This is a genomic window from Pseudomonas sp. JC1203, from assembly GCF_056175065.1.
In genome coordinates this window covers 66,164-87,021 of the sequence record NZ_JBWCAM010000012.1, presented here as the reverse complement: position 1 = coordinate 87,021, position 20,858 = coordinate 66,164, and the positions used below count along the sequence as shown (strand labels likewise).

The window sequence follows — 20,858 nt, the reverse complement described above, 5'->3', positions numbered from 1 at the left end:
CCATCTCGCGCCTCTACGTGTCACTCGTCGTGCGTCTCAGGTTTGCACAGGGCACCTGGTGGCCTTGTCTGCCGTCTATATAGTAGCCGTGGGGTTGATCACGCCGCCCAGTGATCATGCTCGCGACGATCCAAGGAATGTGTTCGTCAATGTTAAGAAAAGTTGCAATCATAGGTACCTCCTTCCGCTTCCCGGGTTCTGATCGCGAGACGTTCTGGCAGAACCTCCAGCAGGGGCGGGACCTGGTGACCCAGGCCGATGCCACACGCTGGTCTCATGAAGAGTACCTGCACCCCGACAAGGCGCACCTGGGCACGGCCTACACCTTCGCGGCAGGCTCGCTGGGGGATATCTCCCGCTTCGACGCCGGTTTCTTCAATATTTCCCCGCGCGAAGCGGCGAGCATGGATCCCCAGCAGCGGTTCCTGCTGGAGATGGGCTGGGAATTGTTCGAGAACGCCGGGGTGAAACCCTCGCGCCTGCGCGGCAGCAACTGTGGTGTGTACCTGGGCGTAGCCAGCGTCGACAACGCCTACCGCCTCACCGAGGACATGGCGGCGATCGACGCCGGCACGGCCACGGGCAACTCTTCGAGCATTACCGCCAACCGCCTGTCGTACTTCTACGACCTGCGTGGCCCGAGCATGACCGTCGACACCGCCTGCTCCTCGTCGCTGGTGGCCTTCCACCAGGCGCACAAGGCTATCCAGAGCGGCGATATCGACCAGGCGATCACCGGCGGCATCAGCCTGCACCTGCACCCGTTCGGTTTCCTGATCTTCTCCAAGGCGTCCATGCTGTCGCCTACCGGCCGCTGCCACTCGTTCGACGAGTCCGGCGATGGCTACGTGCGTTCCGAAGGCGCCGGCCTGTTCCTGCTCAAGGCCTATGACCTGGCCGTGGCCGACGGCGACAACATCCTGGCCGTGGTGGCCGGCAGCGCCGTCAACACCGACGGGCGCAAATCCAGCCTGACCCTGCCCAGCGCCGATGCCCAGGCCGACCTGATTCGCCAGGCCTACGGCAATGCCGGCATTCACCCCGACCAGCTCGACTACCTGGAAGCCCACGGCACCGGTACCGCGGTCGGCGACCCCATCGAAACCCGCGCACTGGGCGAGGCGCTGGGTGCGCAGCGCAGCCGTGTGCTGCCGATCGGCTCGGTGAAAAGCAACATGGGCCACCTGGAAGCCGCCTCCGGCGCCGCTGGCCTGATGAAAGCGCTGTACTGCCTGCAGCACCGCGAGGTGCCAGCCACCATCGGCATCACCAGGCTCAACCCCAACATCCCGTTCGCCGACCTCAACCTGCAGGTGGTCACCGACACCCTGGCGTTGAAGCCTGAAGGCGAGCTGGTGGTGGGGGTCAACTCGTTTGGCTTCGGCGGTGCCAACGCCCACGTCATCCTGCGCAGCCACGTGGCCGCGCCTGCCGCCGCGCAGCCGGTGGAAAACCGTGCGTTGCCGCTGGTGCTGTCGGCCAAGGACAGCGACGCGCTGGCGCAGGCCGCTGGGCAAATGGCCGAATTCCTCAGTGCCGGCACCACGCCGGCGCTGTACGACGTCGCCTACCAGGCGCTGTACCGCCGCGACCTGCATGCCCACCGCCTGGTGGTCATCGATGCTGACCGTAAGGCCATGGCCCAGGCGCTGGTGGACTTCGCCGCCGACCCGTCGGTGAGCGAGCTGAGTTCGCTGGTGGAAAGCGGCCGCGCGGCCGACCAGGCCAGCGGCCCGGTGCTGGTGTTCTCCGGCAACGGCTCGCAGTGGCAAGGCATGGGCAAGGCCCTGCTCGACGACCCCGATTTCAGCGAAGCCGTGGCCCAGATCGACGCCATCTTCCAGCCCATGGCCGGCTATTCGCTGCGCGCCGAGCTTGCCGGTGACAACGGTGACGGCCGCTATGCGCTGACCGAAATCGCCCAGCCCGCGTTGTTTGCCCTGCAGGTCGGGGTTACCCGCATGCTGCAGCGCCGTGGCGTACAGCCCGTGGCAGTAGTGGGCCACAGCGTCGGCGAAGTCGCCGCCGGCTGGGCCTGTGGCGCCCTGAGCCTGGCCGACGCCACGCACATCATCTACCAGCGCAGCCGCCTGCAGGGCCTGACCCGTGGCACCGGGCAGATGTCGGCGGTTGGCCTGTCGGCCGACGCCACCCGAGCGTTGATCGAGGAACTGGGCCTGCACGGCCGCGTACATATTGCCGGTGAAAACAGCGCCAAGGGCGCTACCGTGGCCGGCGCCGACGCCGACCTGAGCCAGTTCGAGGCCGTGCTCAACGAACGCCAGATCTTCGTCCGCCGCCTGGCGCTGGACTACGCCTTCCACTCGCCGGCCATGGACTGCATCGCCGAGCAGGTGGTGGCGGCACTGGCCGACATCAAACCGTCGGCCGGCGCCATTCCGTTCTATTCCACCGTGACTGGCCAGCGCCTGTCCGGCGAGGGCCTTGGCGCCGAATACTGGTGGCACAACATCCGCAAGCCGGTGCTGTTCCAGCAGGCGGTGCAAGGCCTGGTGGCCGAAGGCCTGAACGTGTTCGTGGAAGTGGGCCCGCACCCCATCCTGCGCAGCTACGTCAACGATGCGCTGCTGGCCGAGGGCGTCGAAGGCGCCGTGGTCGCCACCCTGCAGCGCAACAATCACAGCACCCAGTTGGTGGACCGCAGCCTGGCGCGCCTGCTGATCGCCGGGGTCGAGCCGCAACTGGCGCACACCTTCCCGGTGGCCGGGCGCTTCGTGCACCTGCCTGCCTACCCATGGCAGGGCGAGCGCTTCGTGCTGCCGGTCACCAGCGAGACCGCCGAGCTGCTGCAGCGCAAGCGCGTGCACCCTTACCTGGGCCACGGCCTGCCGCACACCCCGCTGGTGTGGGAGAACCGCCTGGACACCCGGCTGTTCCCCACCCTGGCTGACCACAAGGTTGGCGAAGCGGTGCTGTTCCCGGGCGCTGGCTTCACCGAACTGGCCCTGGCCGCGGCGCTGCAATTGCAGCCGGGCGAGTTCGTCGACATCGAAGAGCTGGAAATTCACAACCCGCTGATCCTCGGCGCCGAAGGCAGCCGCAAGACCCGCGTGCGCATCGACGACAGCGACGGCACCCTGCACATCAGCTCGCGCCACCACGGCGAGAACGAAGCCTGGGTGCACCACGTGGTCGCCCGTTCCCCGGGCGAGGCGCGCGGTGTGATGCTGGACGTGCGTGCCCCCCAGTTGCCGGCGCGCGAAGCAGACTTCGACCGCCAGGCGCACTTGCGCCTGACCAGCGCCGTGGGCCTGAACTACGGCCCCGCCTACCAGGCCGTGGAAGAAGGTTGGCTCGACGGCCAGCGGGTGCTGGCGCGCCTCAGCGTGCCGGCTGCCATCGCCGCCGAACTGAATACCCTGCACCTGCACCCGGCGCTGCTGGACAGCGCCTTCCAGCTGATCACCCAGCTGCTGGCCGGCGAAGGCCGCAAGAGTGGTGCGCTGGCGTTCGTGCCGGTGAAGCTGGGGCGCATCGCCTTCAGCCGCCAGGCGGGCACCCCGTGCCTGGCCGAAGTGCGCCTGGTGCGCCGTTCCGAGCACTCGCTGCTGGCCGACTTCGTGCTGTACGACAGCACCGGTGCCGCCGTCATCAGCATCAGCAACGCGCGTTTCCGTGGCGTGCGCCTGCACCGTGACCGCTCCGAAGACGTCAAGCAGGTCGCTACCGTGGCGGTGGCCAAGCCGCTGCCGGGCATGCCGGCGCCGGCGCTGGCGGCCGACAGCCTGAGCCCTGCGTTGCAGGCGCGCCTGGGCGCGGTGGCCAACGACGCCGTGGCCCAACGCTACGTGGATGAAGTGGAGCCGCTGCTGGACAGCCTGTGCAGCAGTTTCGTGCAAGACCTGCTCGACAGCCACGGCGGCGCCCTGCATGTGCCGACCCTGCTGGCCCAGGCCCCCCAGGCCGAGGCCTTGCTGGCCTCGCTGCTGGCGTACGGCCGCGACGACGGCAGCCTGCTGGCCGACGGCGACACCTGGCGCCTGGCCGAGCCGGGCCCGCGCCCTGGCAGCCAGGCCATCTGGCAGGCGCTGTTCCATGGCTACCCGGAACACTTCCAACTAATTCACTCGGTAGGCCAGGTGGGCCTGCACCTGCCGGCGCTGCTGCGTGGCGAGCGTGAGGTGCAGCAACTGCTGCCGCGCGAAACCTCGCGCGCCGGCCTGGCGCGCCAGGTGCTGGGCGCCGCCGGCCAGCAGGCATTGCTGCAGTCGCTGCTCGACACCCTGGCGCAGCGCCTCGCCGGCCTGGCTGCCGGCCAGCGCCTGCGGGTACTGGAAATCGGCCTGCAGGGCCAGCCGCTGGCCCAGGGCCTGTGCCCGCTGCTGGACTTCGACCGCATCGACTATCACTACCGCAGCGCCGACGCCGAAGCCGGCGAGCTGCTGAAAGGCGAATTCGCCCAGGTGCAGGTCAGCACCCCAGCCGATGCGCTGGACGCAGTCTTCGACCTGGTGCTGGTGCCCAGCGACCTCGCGGCCCTGGACAGCATCAGCCAGGGCCTGCGCCAGGCCGCAGCCGTGCTGGCCGATGGCGGCCAACTGGTGCTGATGGCGCAGCACCCGGCGCGTTGGGCCGACTTCCTGTTCGGCGCCTGCGCCGACTGGTGGCTGGCGCTGCCCGAGCAGGGCAACCTGGGCGCGCAACAACGCCCGGCGTTCTGGCAGCAAGAGCTGCAACGCCACGGCCTGAGCTGCGCTGCTCCCATCGAGCTGGCCCCGGGCATGGCTGCGGGCAGCTACGTGTTGGTGGCCCAGGCCGCCCAGCCGCGTGCCGCCCAACAAGCTGCGCCGGCACCGGCCCAGCAATGGCTGCTGGTGGCCGACCCGCAAGGGCCGGAAGCGGCCCTGAGCCAGGCCCTGCAAGCCGTGTTGCAAGGCGCGGGGCAGGGCGTGACGCTGCTGCCGGCCGACGCCGTGCAGGCGGGCACGCTGCAGCCGGGCACCGATCACATTCTGTTGCTGGCCGGCCTGTTCGGCGGCCAGGGCCTGCCGGGCCAGGCCGACCGCTGCATGCTGGCGGCGCGCCTGGTGCAGGGCTGCGAGGCGGCGGGCATCACCCCGACGTGCTGGCTGCTGACCAACAACGCCTGGCACCCGCAGGCAGGCGAGCAGCCCCTGGGCGCTATCGCCGACGCTGCCCTGTGGGGCTTCGGCCGCACCCTGGCCAACGAAAGCGGCGCCTGCCGCGTGCGCCTGCTGGACCTGGCCGCCGATACCCCGGCTGCCGCGCTGCTGCCGGTGCTGCTGGCCGCCGACGCCGAGACCGAAATGGCCGTCGACGCCCAAGGCTATCGCTTCGTACCGCGCCTGCGCGTGCAGGCCCGCGTGCGCCCAGCGCAGGCTGGCGGCGAACAGCCGGTGGTCAGCCTTGGCTTCGACCAGCCGGGGCAGCTGCGTAACCTGCGCTGGCAAGTGCAGGCGCCGCTGAGCGCCGCCAGCGACCAGCTGGATATCGACGTGCAGGCCACCGGCCTGAACTTCCGCGACGTGATGTACGCGCTGGGCCTGCTATCCGATGAAGCCATCGAAAACGGCTTCTCCGGGCCTACCCTGGGCTTCGAGTTCGCCGGCGTGGTGCGTGGCAAGGGCAGCGACGTGCAGGGCGACTTCCAGCCCGGCGACCGCGTCGTCGGCTTCGGCCCGCGCAGCTTTGCCAACCGCCTGGTCACCCAGGCCAACGCCGTGGCGCGCATCCCCGAGGGCATGTCGTTCGAAGCCGCGGCCACTATCCCCAGCACCTTCTTTACCGTGTTCTACGCCTTGCAGCACCTGGCGCGACTGGAGCCGGGCGAGAAGATCCTGATCCACGGCGCCGCCGGCGGCGTGGGCATCGCTGCCGTGCAAATCGCCAAATGGTGTGGCGCGCAGATCTACGCCACCGCCGGCAGCGACGAAAAACGCGACTTCCTGCGCCTGCTGGGCGTGGAGCACGTGTTTGACTCGCGCTCGCTGGCCTACGCCGACGAAGTGCTGGCCATCACTGGCGGCCGTGGCGTCGACGTGGTGCTCAACTCCCTGGCCGGTGAAGCCATCAACCGCAACTTCCAGGTGCTCAAGCCGTTCGGCCGCTTCCTGGAGCTGGGCAAGCGTGACTTCTACCAGAACACCAAGATCGGCCTGCGGCCGTTCCGCAACAACATCAGCTACTTCGGCATCGACGCCGACCAGCTGATGAGCGAGCGCCCCGAGCTGACCCGTCGCCTGTTCGCGCAGATGATGGACCTGTTCAACGACGGCACCCTGACGCCGCTGCCCTACCGCGAGTTCGATGCCAACGACGTGGTCGAAGCCTTCCGCTACATGCAGCAGGCCCGCCAGATCGGCAAGATCGTGGTCACCTACCGCACGCCGCTGCAGCACGTGGCCGAACGTGCGGCCGAGGTGCCCGCCTGCCTGCAACTGGATGCCCAGGGTACCTACCTGGTCACCGGCGGCCTGGGCGGCTTTGGCCTGCGCACGGCGCAGTGGCTGGTGAGCAAGGGCGCCCGCCACCTCGTGCTGCTGGGCCGCCGCGGCCCGGCTACCGAAGAGGCGCAACCGGCCCTGCGCGCCTGGCGCGAACAAGGGATCGACGTGCGCGCCGTGGCCTGTGACATCACCGACCGCGCGCAGTTGGCCAGCGTGTTCGCCGACATTGCTGGCCGTGCCCAACCGCTGCGCGGCGTGGTGCACGCGGCCACCGTCATTGACGACGGCCTGATCCGCAACCTGCAGCGCGAGCAGCTGGAGCGGGTGCTGGAACCCAAGGCCATGGGCGCGCAGTTGCTGCATGAACTGACCTGCGACCTGGCGCTGGAATTCTTCGTGATGTTCTCGTCGGCCACCACCCTGTTCGGCAACCCCGGCCAGGCCAACTACGTGGCCGCCAACCACTGGCTTGAAGCCCTGGCCCGCCACCGCCACGCCCTCGGCTTGCCGGCCACCAGCGTGCTGTGGGGCGCCATCGACGACGCCGGTTTCCTGGCCCGCAACCAGGACATCAAGGAAGCCCTGCAAGGGCGCATGGGCGGCGCCGCGCTGCGGGCCGCCGAGGCGTTGGACAACCTCGAAGGCATGCTGCTGGAAGGGCGTTCGGGCCTGGGCGTGCTGGAGCTGGACTGGAAAGCGCTGTCGCGCTTCCTGCCTTCCGCCGGCGCGCCGAAGTTCGCCGAGCTGGCACGCCTGCAAGGCGGCGAGCAGGACGACGACAGCGACGCCGACGACGTGCAACGCCTGCTGGCCGAGCTGGATGACGAGGCGCTGACGGAAGTCTTCGCGCAAATGCTCAAGCAGGAAATCAGCGAGATCCTGCGCCTGCCGGTGGCCCGCCTGGACGCCAGCCGCCCACTGCAGGAGCTGGGCCTGGACTCGCTGATGAGCGTGGAACTGGTGGTAGCGGTGGAAGAGCGCTTCGGCATTCGCCTGCCGGTGATGGAACTGAGCGACAGCTCGTCCATCGACAAGCTCACCCGCCGCATCATCGAACTGCTGCGCGGCACCCAGGCGGTGTCCGACGGCGACGAGCAGCAGGCCCTGGCCAAGAACACCCTGGCCCGCCACGGCGTCGAGCTGAGCGCGCAGGACCTGGCGCAACTCGACGGCGGTGCCTCCACCCGGTTGATCAATTGAGATGGCTACCATGAACCGCAATCCCCCGGCCGGCCTGGCCGGCTCCGCCAAGGATCAACTGATTCAGCAGGCGCGCGAACGCCGCCTGCGCCAGGCCGGTGGCGAGCCGGCACCGTCGCTGGAAGCTGCGCAACAGGCAGCGGCCAAGGTGCCGGAGCAGTTCTACCGCTTCGCCCTGCACCCCGGTTACCAGCAGCTGCGCGTGATGATGCAGAGCGCCGCGCAGATGGGCCTGAGCAACCCGTTCTTCAAGCTGCACGAAGGGCGCGCCGAGGCCAGCACCACCATCGGTGGCCAGGCCTACGTGAACTTCGCCAGCTACAACTACCTGGGCTACGCCAACCACCCGCAGGTGGTGGACGCGGCCAAGCAGGCCATCGACCAGTACGGCACCTCGGTGTCGGCCAGCCGGCCGGTGTCCGGCGACCGCCCGCTGCACCGTGAGCTGGAGCGCGAACTGGCCGAGCTGTATGACGTCGAGGACGCCATCACCTTCGTCAGTGGCCACGCCACCAACGTCACTACCCTGGGCTACCTGTTCGGCCCGCGTGACCTGATTGTGCACGACGAGCTGATCCACAACAGCGTGCTGCAGGGCATTCAGTTGTCCGGTGCCCGGCGCCTGAGCTTCGCGCACAACGACTGGCAAGCGCTGGACCGCCTGCTGGGCGAGCAGCGCCAGCACTTCGAGCGCGTGCTGGTGGTGCTGGAAGGTATCTACAGCATGGACGGCGACTACCCCGACCTGCCGCGTTTCGTCGAGCTCAAGCAGCGCCACAGGGTGTTCCTGATGGTCGACGAGGCGCATTCGCTGGGCGTGATGGGTGCCACCGGCAAGGGCATCCGCGAGCACTTCGGCCTGCCGGGCAATGCCGTCGACCTGTGGATGGGCACCCTCAGCAAGACGCTGTCCAGCTGCGGTGGCTACATCGCCGGTGAGGCGGCGCTGGTGGAACACTTGAAGTTCCTGGCGCCGGGCTTCCTCTACAGCGTCGGCATGCCGCCACCGGTGGCGGCCGCGGCGCTGGCGGCGTTGCGCTGCATGAAGGCTGATCCGTCGCCGGTGGCGGCGGTGCAGGCGCGTGGCAAGCAGTTCTTGCAACTAGCACGCGCGGCCGGCCTGGACGTGGCCACCAGCACCGGGCTTGCGGTGATTCCGGTGATCACCGGCAGTTCGCTGAAGGCCACGCAGCTGTCGGCGGCGCTGTTCCAGCACGGCGTCAACGCGCAACCGATCCTGTACCCGGCAGTGCCGGAGAAGGCGGCGCGGGTGCGTTTCTTCGTGTCTTGCCTGCATTCCGAGCAGCAGATCGCCGACACGGTGGCCCTGGTGGCCCGGGAGCTGGCGCGCCTGTAACGGCGCGCCCGCCCGGCGTCACAGGTTGGAAGGGTCGTAGGCGTTGAGCCGGTCGAGGAACTTCCAATGGCTGCGCTGGGCAAAGCCCATCCACTGTTTCAGGCGGATGTCCCAGCGCATGTGGTGGTCGGCGATCAGCGGCAGGCCGAACAGGTGCGCGCCGCGCCATGGCAGGAACGGGTTGCGCCGTAGGCTGGCGTAGATCTCCACCCGGTGGCTGGACTGCACGCTGGCGCAGCGGGCATGGAAGCCCGAGGTGTCGGCCACCACCAGGGTGTTGGCCGGTACCGCGAAGCGCCGTGGCGCGGGCAGGCCCAGGCTGGCCAGTTCCGCTTCGCTGATGCGGAACGAGCCTTCGCGGTGCATCTGCTCGCTGGACGTCGCCGCACCCAGGCTCTTCTGGTATTCCCAGGCCAGGCGCTCGGGCGTCAGGCGGTGCGAACCGGGCACGTAGCAGAACGGCCCCTGGTCATCTTCCACGTCATCCAGGAACAGCCAGGCCTTGGCCGTGGGGTGGAACGTGTCCGCGTGCAGGCAGGTCTGCGGGTCCATGGGCGCCGCCACGGCGTCCACCAGAATGGCCTGCAGCTGGTAGGTGATGCCGCCGGTGTTGGACGAGGCGTAGCTGATCAGGTCGCGCATGCCCGCATCGCGTACCACCGAGGCGCAACCGGGGTTGGCGGCCAGCACATCGCTGTCCAGGCTCAGGCGGCGGGTCACGGCCTTGCCCTGGCGCATCTCCCAGCCCAGCGTGCGCAGTTCGCGCACCTCATCGCGCAGCGCCTTGAAGCGTTCGGGCGGCAGGAAGTTCTCGCGCAGGAAAAAACCGTCGCGCTCGAAGTTGGCCAGGTCTTGCGGGGCCAGGCGGCTGGCCAGCTGGCGGCGGCGCAGCTGCGCCATGTGCATCGCCAGTTGCCGGCGTTTCACGTGCAGGCCCATGGCGTTCAGCCGCGCGCTGCCCAGTACGGGGTTGTCCTGGAAGGATTTGGCGTGGGTGGCCAGTTGCAGGCAGTGCCAGGGCAGGCTGGCGTAGCGGCCCAGGGCCTTGAGTAATTCAGGCATGTGTCGGGTCCTTTGACTGTGGGGCGGCCAGGCGGTGACGCACGCCCAGCATTATCCGGAAGTAATGACCTAAAGAGGGTGGCAGCACGCGCGGCGCCAGGGCGTTGCGCGGCTGTTGTTGCAGTTGCGCCAGGGCATGCCAGGCGTCGCACGGCAGGTGGTGCTGGCAGTCGGCGTAGCGCGCGTAGTCGAGCAGGGTGGCGGCCACCAGCTCGTCCAGGTGCAGCCTGCGGGTGCGTTGCGCCAGGTGCAGACGGTCGTGGGTCAGGCCCCAGCCGGCATAGAACGGCTGGCCGTAGGTGTGCACGGTAATGCCGCGCAGCAGCGCCTCGAAGCCTGCGGTGGAGCTGAACGTGTGCAGTTCGTCGACCTGCGGGTACAGCGCGCCGATGTCGCCGTACTCGATGATCTGGTTGGCGAACCCCAGCACCTGGTCGCGGGCCAGGGCGCCGACGCGCTTGCCGGCCTCCACGTCCGGGTGCGGCTTGTAGACGATGAAGGCGTCCGGCGCGCGCTGGCGCACTGCCTCCAGCAGTTGCAGGTTGCCCCATGGCTGCGGGCAGCTGCGCAGCACGGCGGCGTCATCCTCGACCTGCCCGGGCACCAGGATGCAGCGCTGGCCGGGGGCCGCGCCAAGGCGTGGGGTAGGCCCCTTGAGGTTGTACTTGCTGACGCCGCTGGCAACGATGCGCTCGCGCAGCTGCGCGGCTTCGGCCAGCACCTGGGGCGAGTATTCGCGGCCCTGCAGGCAGCGGAACAGGTCGCTGTCGCTGGCGGGGTCGAAATGAATGCCGTGGCGGTCCAGCACCAGCGACATGGCCGGGGCATTCAGTGCCCCCAGCCCGCTGGAGCGCAGGAAACCGTCCTCGATGCGCCACAGCGGCACGCCGTAGGCCTGCGCCCGCACGGCAAGGCCCGGCGGCTCGCGCCCGGCCCACACCACCAGGCGTGCACCTTCCTCGGCCAGGCGGCCGAGCAGCTCGGGGCTGTCTTCGGCAAAGCGCAACCGGCCCCAGCGGCTGCCGAGAAAGCGCCGCACGTTGTGCTGCTTGTGGCGCTTCACGCCCAGCACCACCAGGGGCCCGGCGAACTCGCTGTCCTGGGCTTTCTGCCGCGCCAGTTGGCGCGCCACCGTCAGCACATCGGTGAGCTGGCCGGTGAGTGGGTCCACATAGCGGCAGTAGCGAATATACGCCGCTGCCACCAGTTGGCGCAGCGTGGGCCGGGCCTGGCGGCGGGGGATGGGCATGCGGTCGTCGGTCAGGCCCCAGCCGGCATAGAACGGCAGGCCGAAGCAGGTCACCGGCACGCCCAGAATCAGTGCTTCCAGGCCGGCCTGGCTGGTGCCCACGTAAACCCGGCGGGCCTGGCGGGCCAGCGACGCCCACGACACCGAGCGGGTTTCCAGGGCCACGCCACGGGCGCGGGCGGCGTCCAGCAGGCAGCTTTTCTTGTGCCCGCGCAGGCAGTCGGGGTGGATGCGCACGCGCACGTCGGCGTCGGGGTTCTCCGCCAGCGCGCAGTCGAGCATGCGCACGAAATCAGCCTCGCACAGGCCGCCGCCGGGAATCGAGAAATCGCCGTAGGTCTGGTCCACCACCAGCACCAGCGGGCGCTCGCGGCCGGGCGCCTGCTGCGGCGGCAGGTCGGGGGCGTTGTTGTACTTGCCGATGCCGGTCTGGCGCATCAGCTGAATCAGCGCCTGGGCGGTGGCCAGTTCCTGCGCATCGAACTGCTCGGGCGCCTGCAGCAGGTTCTCCAGTAGCGAAGGGCGGTCGGCCAGGTAGTGAATGCCGATCGGGTCCACCACCATCGACATCGGCGTGTCGCCTTCCACGCCCAGCGACGAGGAACGCAGGAAGCCGTCTTCCAGGGCAATGTAGGGCAGGTTCCAGCGCGCGCACAGCACCCGGGCCTGGGCCGAAGAGCGCTTGTAGCCGATGCCGGCGATGGCCTTCAGGCCCTTGGGCGCACGCGCGCCGCGGCGCCACAGCCAGAACGGCTGGCCCTCGGGTTCGAGGAAGCGCGGCAGGTGCAGCACCTTCCACGCCACCCACTGGGACATGATGCCCACCCAGCCGTCGCCGGGCACCAGGCTTTCGAGTTGCATCACCGCAGGCTTCATGGCGCCAGCCTGCGGCGCATGCCCAGCACGTGCAGGCCGGGCAGGCGCAGGCGGCTGGCCTGGCTGAAGCCGTTGCGCAGGTACAGTTGCCGCGCGCCCTTATTGCGGCCCAGCACTTCCAGGGCCACGCTGTCGGCGCCCAGCGCGCGGGCCTTGGCGCACACGGCGTCGATCAGCGCCGTGGCGATGCCCTGGCGGCGGTGCTCCTTGCTCACGCGCAAGCCATACAGGAAGAACGCGTGGTGGCGTTCGCGGTGCTCGGTGAAGCGGTACAGGGCGAAGCGCAACCAGCCGCGCCAGCGCCCGAATTCGTTGACGAACGCCTGGCCCGAGGGTGCAAACGGGCCGCGCCCGCCGTGCTTGAAACTGGCATGGCCGACCGCCTCGGTGCCCTGGAACGCGAACAGCAGGCGGTCCCAGTTGATGCTCTGGTGCAACAGCCGGTAGCGGCAGGCGTCGTTGCCCAGGAGCATGCGCAGCGAACCGCGCCCGCGCGCCACCATGCGGGCCAGGTGCTCGTCGGGCAAGTCCAGCTCGTTACCCGCGACGATTCGCAACGCGTCAGCCGGCGTTGGCATAGTCGGCCTTGCTCTGGGCAGCGGCCTGGCCGCGCTCGACGAACAGCTTGGCGAGGTCTTGCACCGGCAGCGGGCTGGCCTGCGCCGTGGCCGGGCCGCGGTTGCTCCAGATGAAGTATTCGGTGTCGCCCACTGGCGCGCCCAGCGCCTTGTACACATCCGGCAGGATAGGCACGTGGTCGCCGTAGAAGCACAGCGCGGTGGCGCGTGGCAGCGTCAGCAGGTGGCTGCGCAGCATGCCCAGCATGCGGTCGGCGTTGCCGATGTGGCGCAGGTACGGGCCCAGGTCACGCATGCCGTCGCCCAGTGGCTGGTCGAACCAGGCGCCCAGTTCGGCCGCTTCCACCTGTTCCAGGTGCAGCGGGCCGTGGTTTTCCATGGTCACCGCGTGGATGAACAGCGGTTGGGTGCGGCCCGGCTCGCTGAGCAGCTGGTTGATCTTTTCGGCCACCGCGCAGTCGCCAATGAAAGGCCCGGCTTTCTGGCTGTCGTCGAAGCTGCGCACATCAATGAACTCATCGAAGCCCAGCGCCGGCAGCACCTTGTCGCGGCCATAGAACGAGCCGTCGTAAGGGTGGATGCACACGGTGCGGTAACCCTGGCGCTTGAGGTGCATGGCAATGCTCGGCACGCCCTTGCGCGCCAGCAGGCGGTAGGGGTTGAAACGGTGCACGCCCAGGCGGTCACCGGCGATGCCGCTGAGGAAGGCGAACTCGGTGCGCACGGTGTTGGCGCCCCAGGCAGCCACTTGCAGCGGGCCGTGGGCCACGGCTTCGTCGCGCAGCTGGTCGAAGGTGTTCAGCACCTCGGGGCGAATGCCTGGCCACAGGGTGCGCACGTCGAAGAACGATTCGCTCTGCACCGACACCAGGTCTGGCAGCACGGTGGGGGTAGCGGCCGGGCTGGCGGTGAACGGCGAGCCCAGGGCGTCGAGGTCTACCGGCCGGCGCGCGGCGCCGTAGTAGTTCCACAGGCAGCTGACCAGGCCGAACCGCTGCAGGTCAGCCGAGGCGTCGAAGCTGGGCACCGGCAGGCGGCGACGGCCACCGGCCAGCAGCGCGGCGCCGATCAGCAGGGTCTGCCCGGCGTCGTACAGGGCAAACGGCGCACGTGGCTCGAAGTACAGGCCGCAGCCCAGGTAGGCAACAAACGCCAGCGCCAGGACGATGGCCTTGCCGATGCCGAAGAAGGGCAGGTACAGGCGCGGGAAGCGCACGGCGTCGCTGAAGTATTCAAAGTCGGCGCACACGAAGGGCTCGCGCAGCGAGTGGTACTTGGCGTTGCTGACCAGCACCACCAGCAGCCACACGCACAGCGCGTTGACGGTGCTGAACCACGGCCGCCCGGTGAGCGCGTACAGCACGCCCAGCGAAACCAGCCAGCTGCCCACATGCAGCAACCAGCTGCTCAGCGGGCGGCGCAGGCCGGGGCGGGGTACCAGCAAGGCTTCGAAGCCCAGGGTCAGCAACAGCCCGGCCAGCGCCAGGACGAAAAGGGGAGACGCGAACAAATCAGGCACCGTAATCCAGCCAACGCAAAATGACAGAAGAAAGACGCTGGGGGATCACCCCCAGCAGCCAGCAACCCAGGTCCAGCGGGAACGGGAAGCTGATGCGCCCCTGGTTGGCCGCCAGGCCACGGCGGATGCGCGCGGCGGCGCGCTCGCCGGTCCACAGGAACGGCTTGGGCCCGGGCATCTCGAAGCACATCTTCGATTCCACGTAACCCGGCACGATCACGTTGACGCGCACGCCTTCGGGCGCCAGCCAGTCGCGGATCGCTTCGCCGTAGGCCTTCATCGCCGCCTTGCTGGCGCTGTAGCTGGGCGTGGTCGGCAAGCCGCGCCAGCCCGCCAGGGAACTGAACAACGCGATCTGCCCGCTGCGCCGCGCGCGCATGGCCGGCAGCGCTGCTTCCACCGTGGCCATGGCGGCCACCACGTTCACTTCCACCAACGCCTGGGTGTTGCTCCACACCTCACCTTCGCCCTGGGGGCCGATGTCGGTATTGAGGCCGGCACCCACCACCACCAGGTCCGGTTGCTCGGCGGCGCTGACTTCGGCCACCCAGGCGCGCAGGGCCTCGATGTCACGCACGTCCAGCGCCTTGAGCAGCACGCGGGCGCCGGCGGCGCGGCATTGCGCGGCCATTTCTTCCAGGCGGTCGGTGCGCCGGCCCTGCAGGATCAGGGTCACGCCGGGGGCGGCATAGGCCGGCGCCAGGGCGCCGCCGATGCCGCCCGTGGCGCCGGTGATGAGGATGCAGCGGGGGGATTGCGTCATAGGAAAAGTTCGATTCGTGAAGTTTTTGCCATCAGCACTTCCAGTGAGTTGCTGACCGCCATGTCGATGCCGCAGCGGGTGTAGAAGCCGCCGTTGACCTGGGTGGTATGGATCACTGTGTTGCGGAAGCGCTGGAACAGGGTGTTGTCCGGCACCTGCGGGTAGCGCCAGAAATCGTCGAGGCCGCCCTGGTGGGTCAGGCCTTCGAGGTTGTAGATCGGGTCGGCCAGGGTGAACGTCGGGCGGTGGTGCAGCAGCGACGAGCCGCCCACGGTGCTGTTGATGGTCACCACGCCAGCCACGTGCGACAGCAGCGTGGGCATGTGCCCGGTTTCCAGGAAGTGCACGCGGTCGGCCATGCCGTAGTGGGCGGCACGCTCGCGGGTAATGCGGTGGTAGTCCACCAGGCCCGGGGTAAGCGGGTGGTTCTTCACCACCAGGCGCGCGTCGCCCGGTGCGTGGCGGGCGAACGACGTCATCACGTGGTCCAGCACTTCCGTCATGTTGGCGAACGGCGAGTGGTCGCGGATCTGCGAGTCGCTGTCCAGCTGCAACGGCAACAGGAAGGTGGGGTAGCGCTCGGTCGCCACCTGGTCGATTACCGCGGCGTCACGCTGGCTGGCCTGGAACAGCCGCAGCCCGTGGCGAATGAAGCCGGCGTATTCCACCGCTGCATTGAACGGCGCGTGGGTGCGGTAGTGCGGGAAGGTCAATTTGTTCAGTGCCCCGCCCACGTGGTACATCACGTCATGGAACGCGCGCGCGGCGAACGACAGCTTGAACTCGTTGCCGTTCTTGTAGCGCGGAATGTGCTTGCCCACTTCCAGGTACCACTGCGGGTCGCGGGGCAGCCGCGAGTGGTTGTTCACCCCATCGCGTTCCAGGGTGATCCAGTAAGGGCGGAAATAGCCTTCCTCGAACACATGCACGCGAATGCCGCGCTGGCGCGCCAGGCGCACCGCAGGCTGGTGCACCGGGCGGCAGTCGCCGAACAGCACCACGTCGGTCACGTCATGGGCGGCGAAACACTGGGCGTAGTAGTCCTCCAGCTGCTGCGGCGGCACCGCGCAGAAACTGCGCGTGCCACGGCCGTACAGCAGGTCGCCCATGTTGAAGGTCACACTGCGCACGCGCTGGCCCTCGGCACGCAGCGCCTGGCCCAGCCTGGCGAAGAACGGCGAGCTCACGCCCTGCAGCAGCAGGAACGAGCGCTGGGGCGTGGTGACATTGAGGCGTGAACTGCGCGGGGGCTTCAGCTCTGCGGCAACGGCCGTCTCGAAATACTCCGGAGCCAACGGAGAAGTGCTTGCGGCCATGCGGGTTTTGCTCCTTTTTGCGCGGGTAGTTCATGCCAGTGTTGTAATTCGAGCAGCGTCTGTTCCGGGGTGGTGAAGCGCTCGGTGATACGGCTCACGTACGTGGGGTAGCGAATCAACGTCGCCGCTACCAGCTCGTCCAGGCTCAGGCGCCGCTGGCGCCGTGCCTGGACGTCGGGGTGCATATCGACATCCTCTGTCAGCCCCCAGCCGGCGTAGAACGGCTGCCCGTAAGTGGTCACCGGCACGCCGCGCATCAGCGCCTCGAAGCCCGATTGCGAGGTCAGCACATGCACCTCGTCCACGGCCTCCAGCAGCTGATGGAACGGCGTGTCGCCCACCACCTCGTCACACCAGGCGCCGGTTTGATCTTCATCCGGCCCCCGCGGCCGCGTGCCCGCCAGCACCTCGGGGTGCGGCTTGTACAGCAGCCAGGCACCCGGGTGCCGGGCACGCACCGCCTTGAGCAACTGCAAATTGCTGCGAATGCGGTACGCGCCAAAGCGAATGGAGGCATCCGACTCCACCTGCCCCGTCACCAGAATCACCTGGGCCTTGCCCTCCGGGCGCTGCCACTGGCTGCCAGGCAGGTTGTACTTGGTAACCCCGGCGGCGCAGATAGCCTCGCGCAGCGCGGCGGCGCGCTGCACCAGGTCTTCGGGGCAACCGCTTTGCAACAACTGTTCCAGCCGCGAAGGGCGGGTGGCGTCGTAGTAAATGCCCAGGTCGTCGATAACCCAGGACAGCGGGCGATTCTTCGACGCGCCCAGGCCCACGGAGCGCAGGAAACCGTCTTCGACGCGGGTGATGGGGGCGCGGTGGGTGGCCAGGTGTTCGTCGTGCTTGCAGCCCCAGCTCACGGTATGCACGCCCGTGCTCAGGTCGTCGTGGTCCTTGGCGAAGCGAATGCTGCTGCCGTCGAAGAACTGATGCACCAGCGGCACCTTCCAGCGCGTGAAGCCCAGCATCTGGATGGCGGCCGGCAGGCTGCTGCGCTTGCGCCGCTGCAGCCCCAGCCAGGCCATCAGCACCTCCGGGGTGCAGGCACGCCCGGTTTCAGGGCTGATGTAGCGCGGGTAGGCCACCAGCGCGGCATGCACCAGCTGCTCCAGGCTGGCCGGCTGGCGGCGCTGTGGCGCAGGCCGGGCATCGTGGGTCAGGCCCCAGCCGGCATAGAACGGCATGCCGAAGGTGTACACGGGCACGTTCCACAACAACGCGTCGAAGCCCAGTTGCGAGGTCATCACGTACACGGCGCGCATGTGCGGCAGCAGGTCGGCGGGGTGAATGTCGGCGCTCAGCACCTGCACGCGTGGCTGCTGCGCCAGGCGTGCCAGGTCAAAGTGGCCTTGCTTGCGCCCTGCCACCACATCGGGGTGCACCTTCAGCAGCACGGTGCAATCAGGGTGGCCGGCCAATGCCGCGTCCAGCATGTGCTGGAACTCGGCGGCCCCGGCGCCCTGCAGCGAGGCGTCACCGAAGGTCTGGTCGGCCACCAGCACGCACGGGCCGGGCAGGTCGAGGGCAGTGAAGCGTGCGGCGTTGTACTTGGAGACCCGCTCGCGCTGCCAGGCGCCTTGCAGCGCCTGTGCACGGGCAAATTGCTGGTCGTCCAGCGGCTGGCCAATCAGTTGCTCCAGGCGCGAAGGCCCCTGGGCGTCGTAATAAATACCCAGGTCATCCACCACCAGCGACAGCGGTGGCTCATCGGCCCCCAGGCCTACCGAGCGCAGGAAACCGTCCTCTACCCGCAGTACCGGCAGGCCGGCTTTCGTTGCCACGCGTTCGGCCACCAGCGCGCTGGGCTTGCGGCCCCAGGCCAACAGCGCGTCGGCCTGGGCGGCATCCACGGCGCGGCCGTTGACCAGCCGGTAGTCGTCGAGAAGCGCAGGAAGGGTGCTGATCTGCTGCGCGCCCTTGGACAAAACCAGCAGGCAGGCGCGAGACGGAGACTCTATATCCATAAAAAAGGTTGCTGAACATTCCGATTGCAGAAGACGAAAAACAGGCAGGGCTCGATGAATGAGCCCTGGAAACCATGCCCAGGAAGGGCGCGGCGGCGAGTTTAATACAGAATTATGAACAGGATGGCGATTTGGCTGAACTTTCCTACACAAAAAGTAGGTTTGTCCGATATTTTCCTACGAGCGGTATGTGCTAGGCGTGCGCCCCAGTTCAATCAGGTAATCCAGCTTTTCCCGCAGCAGCGGCATCTGGCCACGGGCAAGGTGGGCCTGGGCGGTTTCCGGGCGCAGGAAATGCCACAGTGAGTTGAGCAGCAACACGTAGCGCATGTTCTCAAGGGCGGCGGCGCGCTGCGGGCCGTCCGGCAACTGCGCGCGGTAGGCCGCCACGAATTCATCGTGTGCTTTCGCGTAGCTGGCCATGTCCCGTCGGCGCAGCAGGCCGCTCAGGTAGGAACCTGCATCAAAACCGATGCGCCCGACCTTCACCTCGCTCCAGTCGATCAGTTGCAAGCCCTGGGGCGAGACGAACAGGTTCTTGCGCAGGTAATCCATGTGGCTGAAGCAGCGCGGGCTCGCCTGGGCCGCGCGGGCCAGGCGCCGCAGCACCGGCGTCAGCGCCGCCAGCGGCTGTTGCAGGCCATTGAAGCGCGCGTCGCCCGCCGCCAGTGCCCGCAGGTCGCGAAAATGCCGTGCGTAGTTGAAGCGGGGCCGCAGCAGGTACCACGGCCGGAAGAAATCCATCTGCCAATACTTGAACCGCTGCCCGCAGGGCACGGCCGCCAGGTGGGCAGCCGAGCGCTGCTCAAGCTCGGCGATGCCTTGCGCCACCCGGGTAGCGATAGCGTGCATGCGCGGCGCGCGGCCCTGCACGAAACGGGTGAAGATAATGCTCTCCCACGGCGTCTCTATCAGCCCGTAGCAGGCCGGGTGCTGGAAATGGACGCTGCCCTCCAGCACCTGCCGCTCGCGGTAGAAGCGCGCTTCCAGGCTGGAAATGAACGCCACCTTGCGGATGGACTTCTCCACCACGTCCAGCACCGCGCCCGTGGCCGGGTCTTCCAGGTGGTGGTGACGCACATAGTTGACGAACGACGCGTTGCCCGACAGTTCGGTGGTGGTGATGCGCAGCGCGGCAACGTCCACCCCCGGCAGCAACAGGCCCAGGCGCTGCCCTAGCGTTCCTTGCGCAAGCCGGTAAAGGGGCGTACTGGCCTGCAGCGGTTTGAATTCGAAACTCATCTTCCCAACATGATCAGGTGAACCGGGTCCTTCATGGACCGGCGATAGTACGGGCATTGCCCGGCCAATTCCACGCCGGGGCGTACCGTTCAGCAGGGCAGGGCCAGGGCGGGACTTTAAAGATTTCCTCAGGTTTGGCAAATCGCTACTATACGGCCCCCGAAAATCAAGGAACGATCGCTTCCCCATGAATCATCTCGCAATTGCCAAAGACGCTCTGAACGCACAGGCCCAGGCCATCAGCCAATTGGCCGACCGAATCGACGGCGAATTCCAGCGCGCCGTGGAACTGATCCTGAGCTGCAAGGGGCGCGCGGCGGTGTGCGGCATGGGCAAATCCGGGTTGATTGGCCAGAAAATGGTGGCAACCTTCGCCTCCACCGGCACACCCAGCCTGTTCCTGCACCCAGCCGAAGCCTTCCACGGCGACCTGGGCATGCTCAAGCCTATCGATGTGGTCATCCTCATCTCCTACAGCGGCGAGACCGAAGAAGTGGTCAAGCTGATCCCCAGCCTGAAATCCTTCGGCAACCCCATCATCGCCATGACCGGCAACGGCCAGTCCACCCTGGCACGCCACGCCGACATCTGGCTGGACATCTCGGTAGAGCGCGAGGTGTGCCCCAACAACCTGGCGCCCACCACCTCCACCCTGGCCACCATGGCCATGGGCGACGCCCTGGCCGTGGCCCTCATCGAAGCCCTGGACTTCAAGCCCATGGACTTCGCCCGCTACCACCCCGGCGGCAGCCTAGGCCGCAAACTGCTGACCCGCGTGCGCGACGTCATGCACGCGCCGGCCCCGGTCGTCACCCCGGCCACCAGCTTCCATGACTGCCTGCTGGTCATGACCCAAAGCCGGCTGGGCATGGCGGTTGTCATGGACGGCGACAACCTGGTGGGCATCGTCACCGACGGTGACCTACGCCGCGCGTTGCTGGGCAACGAGAACGTAGTTCGCGAGCAGGTGGCCAGCTTCATGACGGCTAACCCGCACACCATCAGCGCGGATGCGCAGCTGTCGGAGGCTGAGGCTTACATGCTGGATAACAAGATCCGGGCGTTGGCGGTGCGGGCTGAGGATGGTGGGGCTGTGGTGGGGGTTGTTGAGATTTTTGATTGAGTGTTTTTAGACCTTAATCCGTCGTATGTATGCGGGAGCCCCTCAAAGGGCTCCCGTTTTTTTTCTCAATGATTTTTGTCCCAGCTTGTGGAGTTACACCTTCCGTTCCGCACAAAATTGTGATGTAAATTTGACTATCTTGCCCGCCGGGTATAGCCCAAATACTGCAGGAAGGCCAGCG

General features: G+C 67.9%; 11 protein-coding genes. 3 read left to right on the top strand and 8 right to left on the bottom strand.

Annotated elements, in window-relative coordinates; genetic code table 11:
- Window positions 1-149: 149 nt before the first annotated feature.
- Both AC0SZ7_RS18570 and AC0SZ7_RS18565 read left to right on the top strand, forming a co-directional pair.
- Window positions 150-7,628: an SDR family NAD(P)-dependent oxidoreductase gene (locus AC0SZ7_RS18570; protein WP_475505752.1), complete on the top strand. Its 7,479-nt coding sequence runs from the start codon at window positions 150-152 to the stop codon at window positions 7,626-7,628.
- Window positions 7,629-7,638: 10 nt separating this feature from the next.
- Window positions 7,639-8,985 carry an aminotransferase class I/II-fold pyridoxal phosphate-dependent enzyme gene (locus AC0SZ7_RS18565; protein ID WP_475505751.1) on the top strand — a complete coding sequence of 449 codons (1,347 nt, stop codon included), beginning with the start codon at window positions 7,639-7,641 and terminating at the stop codon, window positions 8,983-8,985.
- Window positions 8,986-9,003: 18 nt separating this feature from the next.
- On the opposite strand, the gene AC0SZ7_RS18560 is transcribed toward AC0SZ7_RS18565, so the two are convergent.
- The 8 genes from AC0SZ7_RS18560 to AC0SZ7_RS18525 all read right to left on the bottom strand — a co-directional run bounded on the left by AC0SZ7_RS18560 (window position 9,004) and on the right by AC0SZ7_RS18525 (window position 19,554).
- Window positions 9,004-10,047: a phytanoyl-CoA dioxygenase family protein gene (locus AC0SZ7_RS18560; protein ID WP_475505750.1), complete on the bottom strand. Its 1,044-nt coding sequence runs from the start codon at window positions 10,045-10,047 to the stop codon at window positions 9,004-9,006.
- On the bottom strand, window positions 10,040-12,172 hold the full coding sequence (locus AC0SZ7_RS18555; protein WP_475505749.1) for a capsular polysaccharide biosynthesis protein: 2,133 nt from the start codon (window positions 12,170-12,172) through the stop codon (window positions 10,040-10,042). The genes AC0SZ7_RS18560 and AC0SZ7_RS18555 overlap by 8 nt, the downstream gene beginning before the upstream one ends.
- On the bottom strand, window positions 12,169-12,750 hold the full coding sequence (locus tag AC0SZ7_RS18550) for a GNAT family N-acetyltransferase (protein ID WP_475505748.1): 582 nt from the start codon (window positions 12,748-12,750) through the stop codon (window positions 12,169-12,171). The genes AC0SZ7_RS18555 and AC0SZ7_RS18550 overlap by 4 nt, the downstream gene beginning before the upstream one ends.
- Entirely contained in the window at window positions 12,734-14,260 is a 1,527-nt protein-coding gene (locus tag AC0SZ7_RS18545; RefSeq protein WP_475505747.1) for an LTA synthase family protein, read from the bottom strand. The genes AC0SZ7_RS18550 and AC0SZ7_RS18545 overlap by 17 nt, the downstream gene beginning before the upstream one ends.
- Window position 14,261: 1 nt before the next feature.
- Window positions 14,262-15,032, bottom strand: coding sequence for an SDR family NAD(P)-dependent oxidoreductase (locus AC0SZ7_RS18540; protein WP_475505746.1), 771 nt, complete (start codon window positions 15,030-15,032; stop codon window positions 14,262-14,264).
- Entirely contained in the window at window positions 15,029-16,348 is a 1,320-nt protein-coding gene (locus AC0SZ7_RS18535) for a capsule biosynthesis protein (protein WP_475505745.1), read from the bottom strand. Before AC0SZ7_RS18535 ends, AC0SZ7_RS18540 begins: the two co-directional genes overlap by 4 nt.
- The gene (locus AC0SZ7_RS18530) at window positions 16,285-18,312 is read right to left on the bottom strand and encodes a capsular polysaccharide biosynthesis protein (protein ID WP_475505744.1); all 2,028 of its coding nucleotides are present in this window, start codon (window positions 18,310-18,312) and stop codon (window positions 16,285-16,287) included. The genes AC0SZ7_RS18535 and AC0SZ7_RS18530 overlap by 64 nt, the downstream gene beginning before the upstream one ends.
- A gap of 177 nt (window positions 18,313-18,489) precedes the next feature.
- A complete protein-coding gene (locus AC0SZ7_RS18525; protein ID WP_475505743.1) occupies window positions 18,490-19,554 on the bottom strand; it encodes a phosphotransferase family protein in 1,065 nt (354 codons plus the stop codon).
- 187 nt (window positions 19,555-19,741) lie between these two features.
- On the opposite strand from AC0SZ7_RS18525, the gene AC0SZ7_RS18520 reads away from it, so the two are divergent.
- Window positions 19,742-20,677, top strand: a complete 936-nt coding sequence (locus tag AC0SZ7_RS18520) for a KpsF/GutQ family sugar-phosphate isomerase (protein ID WP_475505742.1) — start codon at window positions 19,742-19,744, stop codon at window positions 20,675-20,677.
- Window positions 20,678-20,858: the final 181 nt, after the last annotated feature.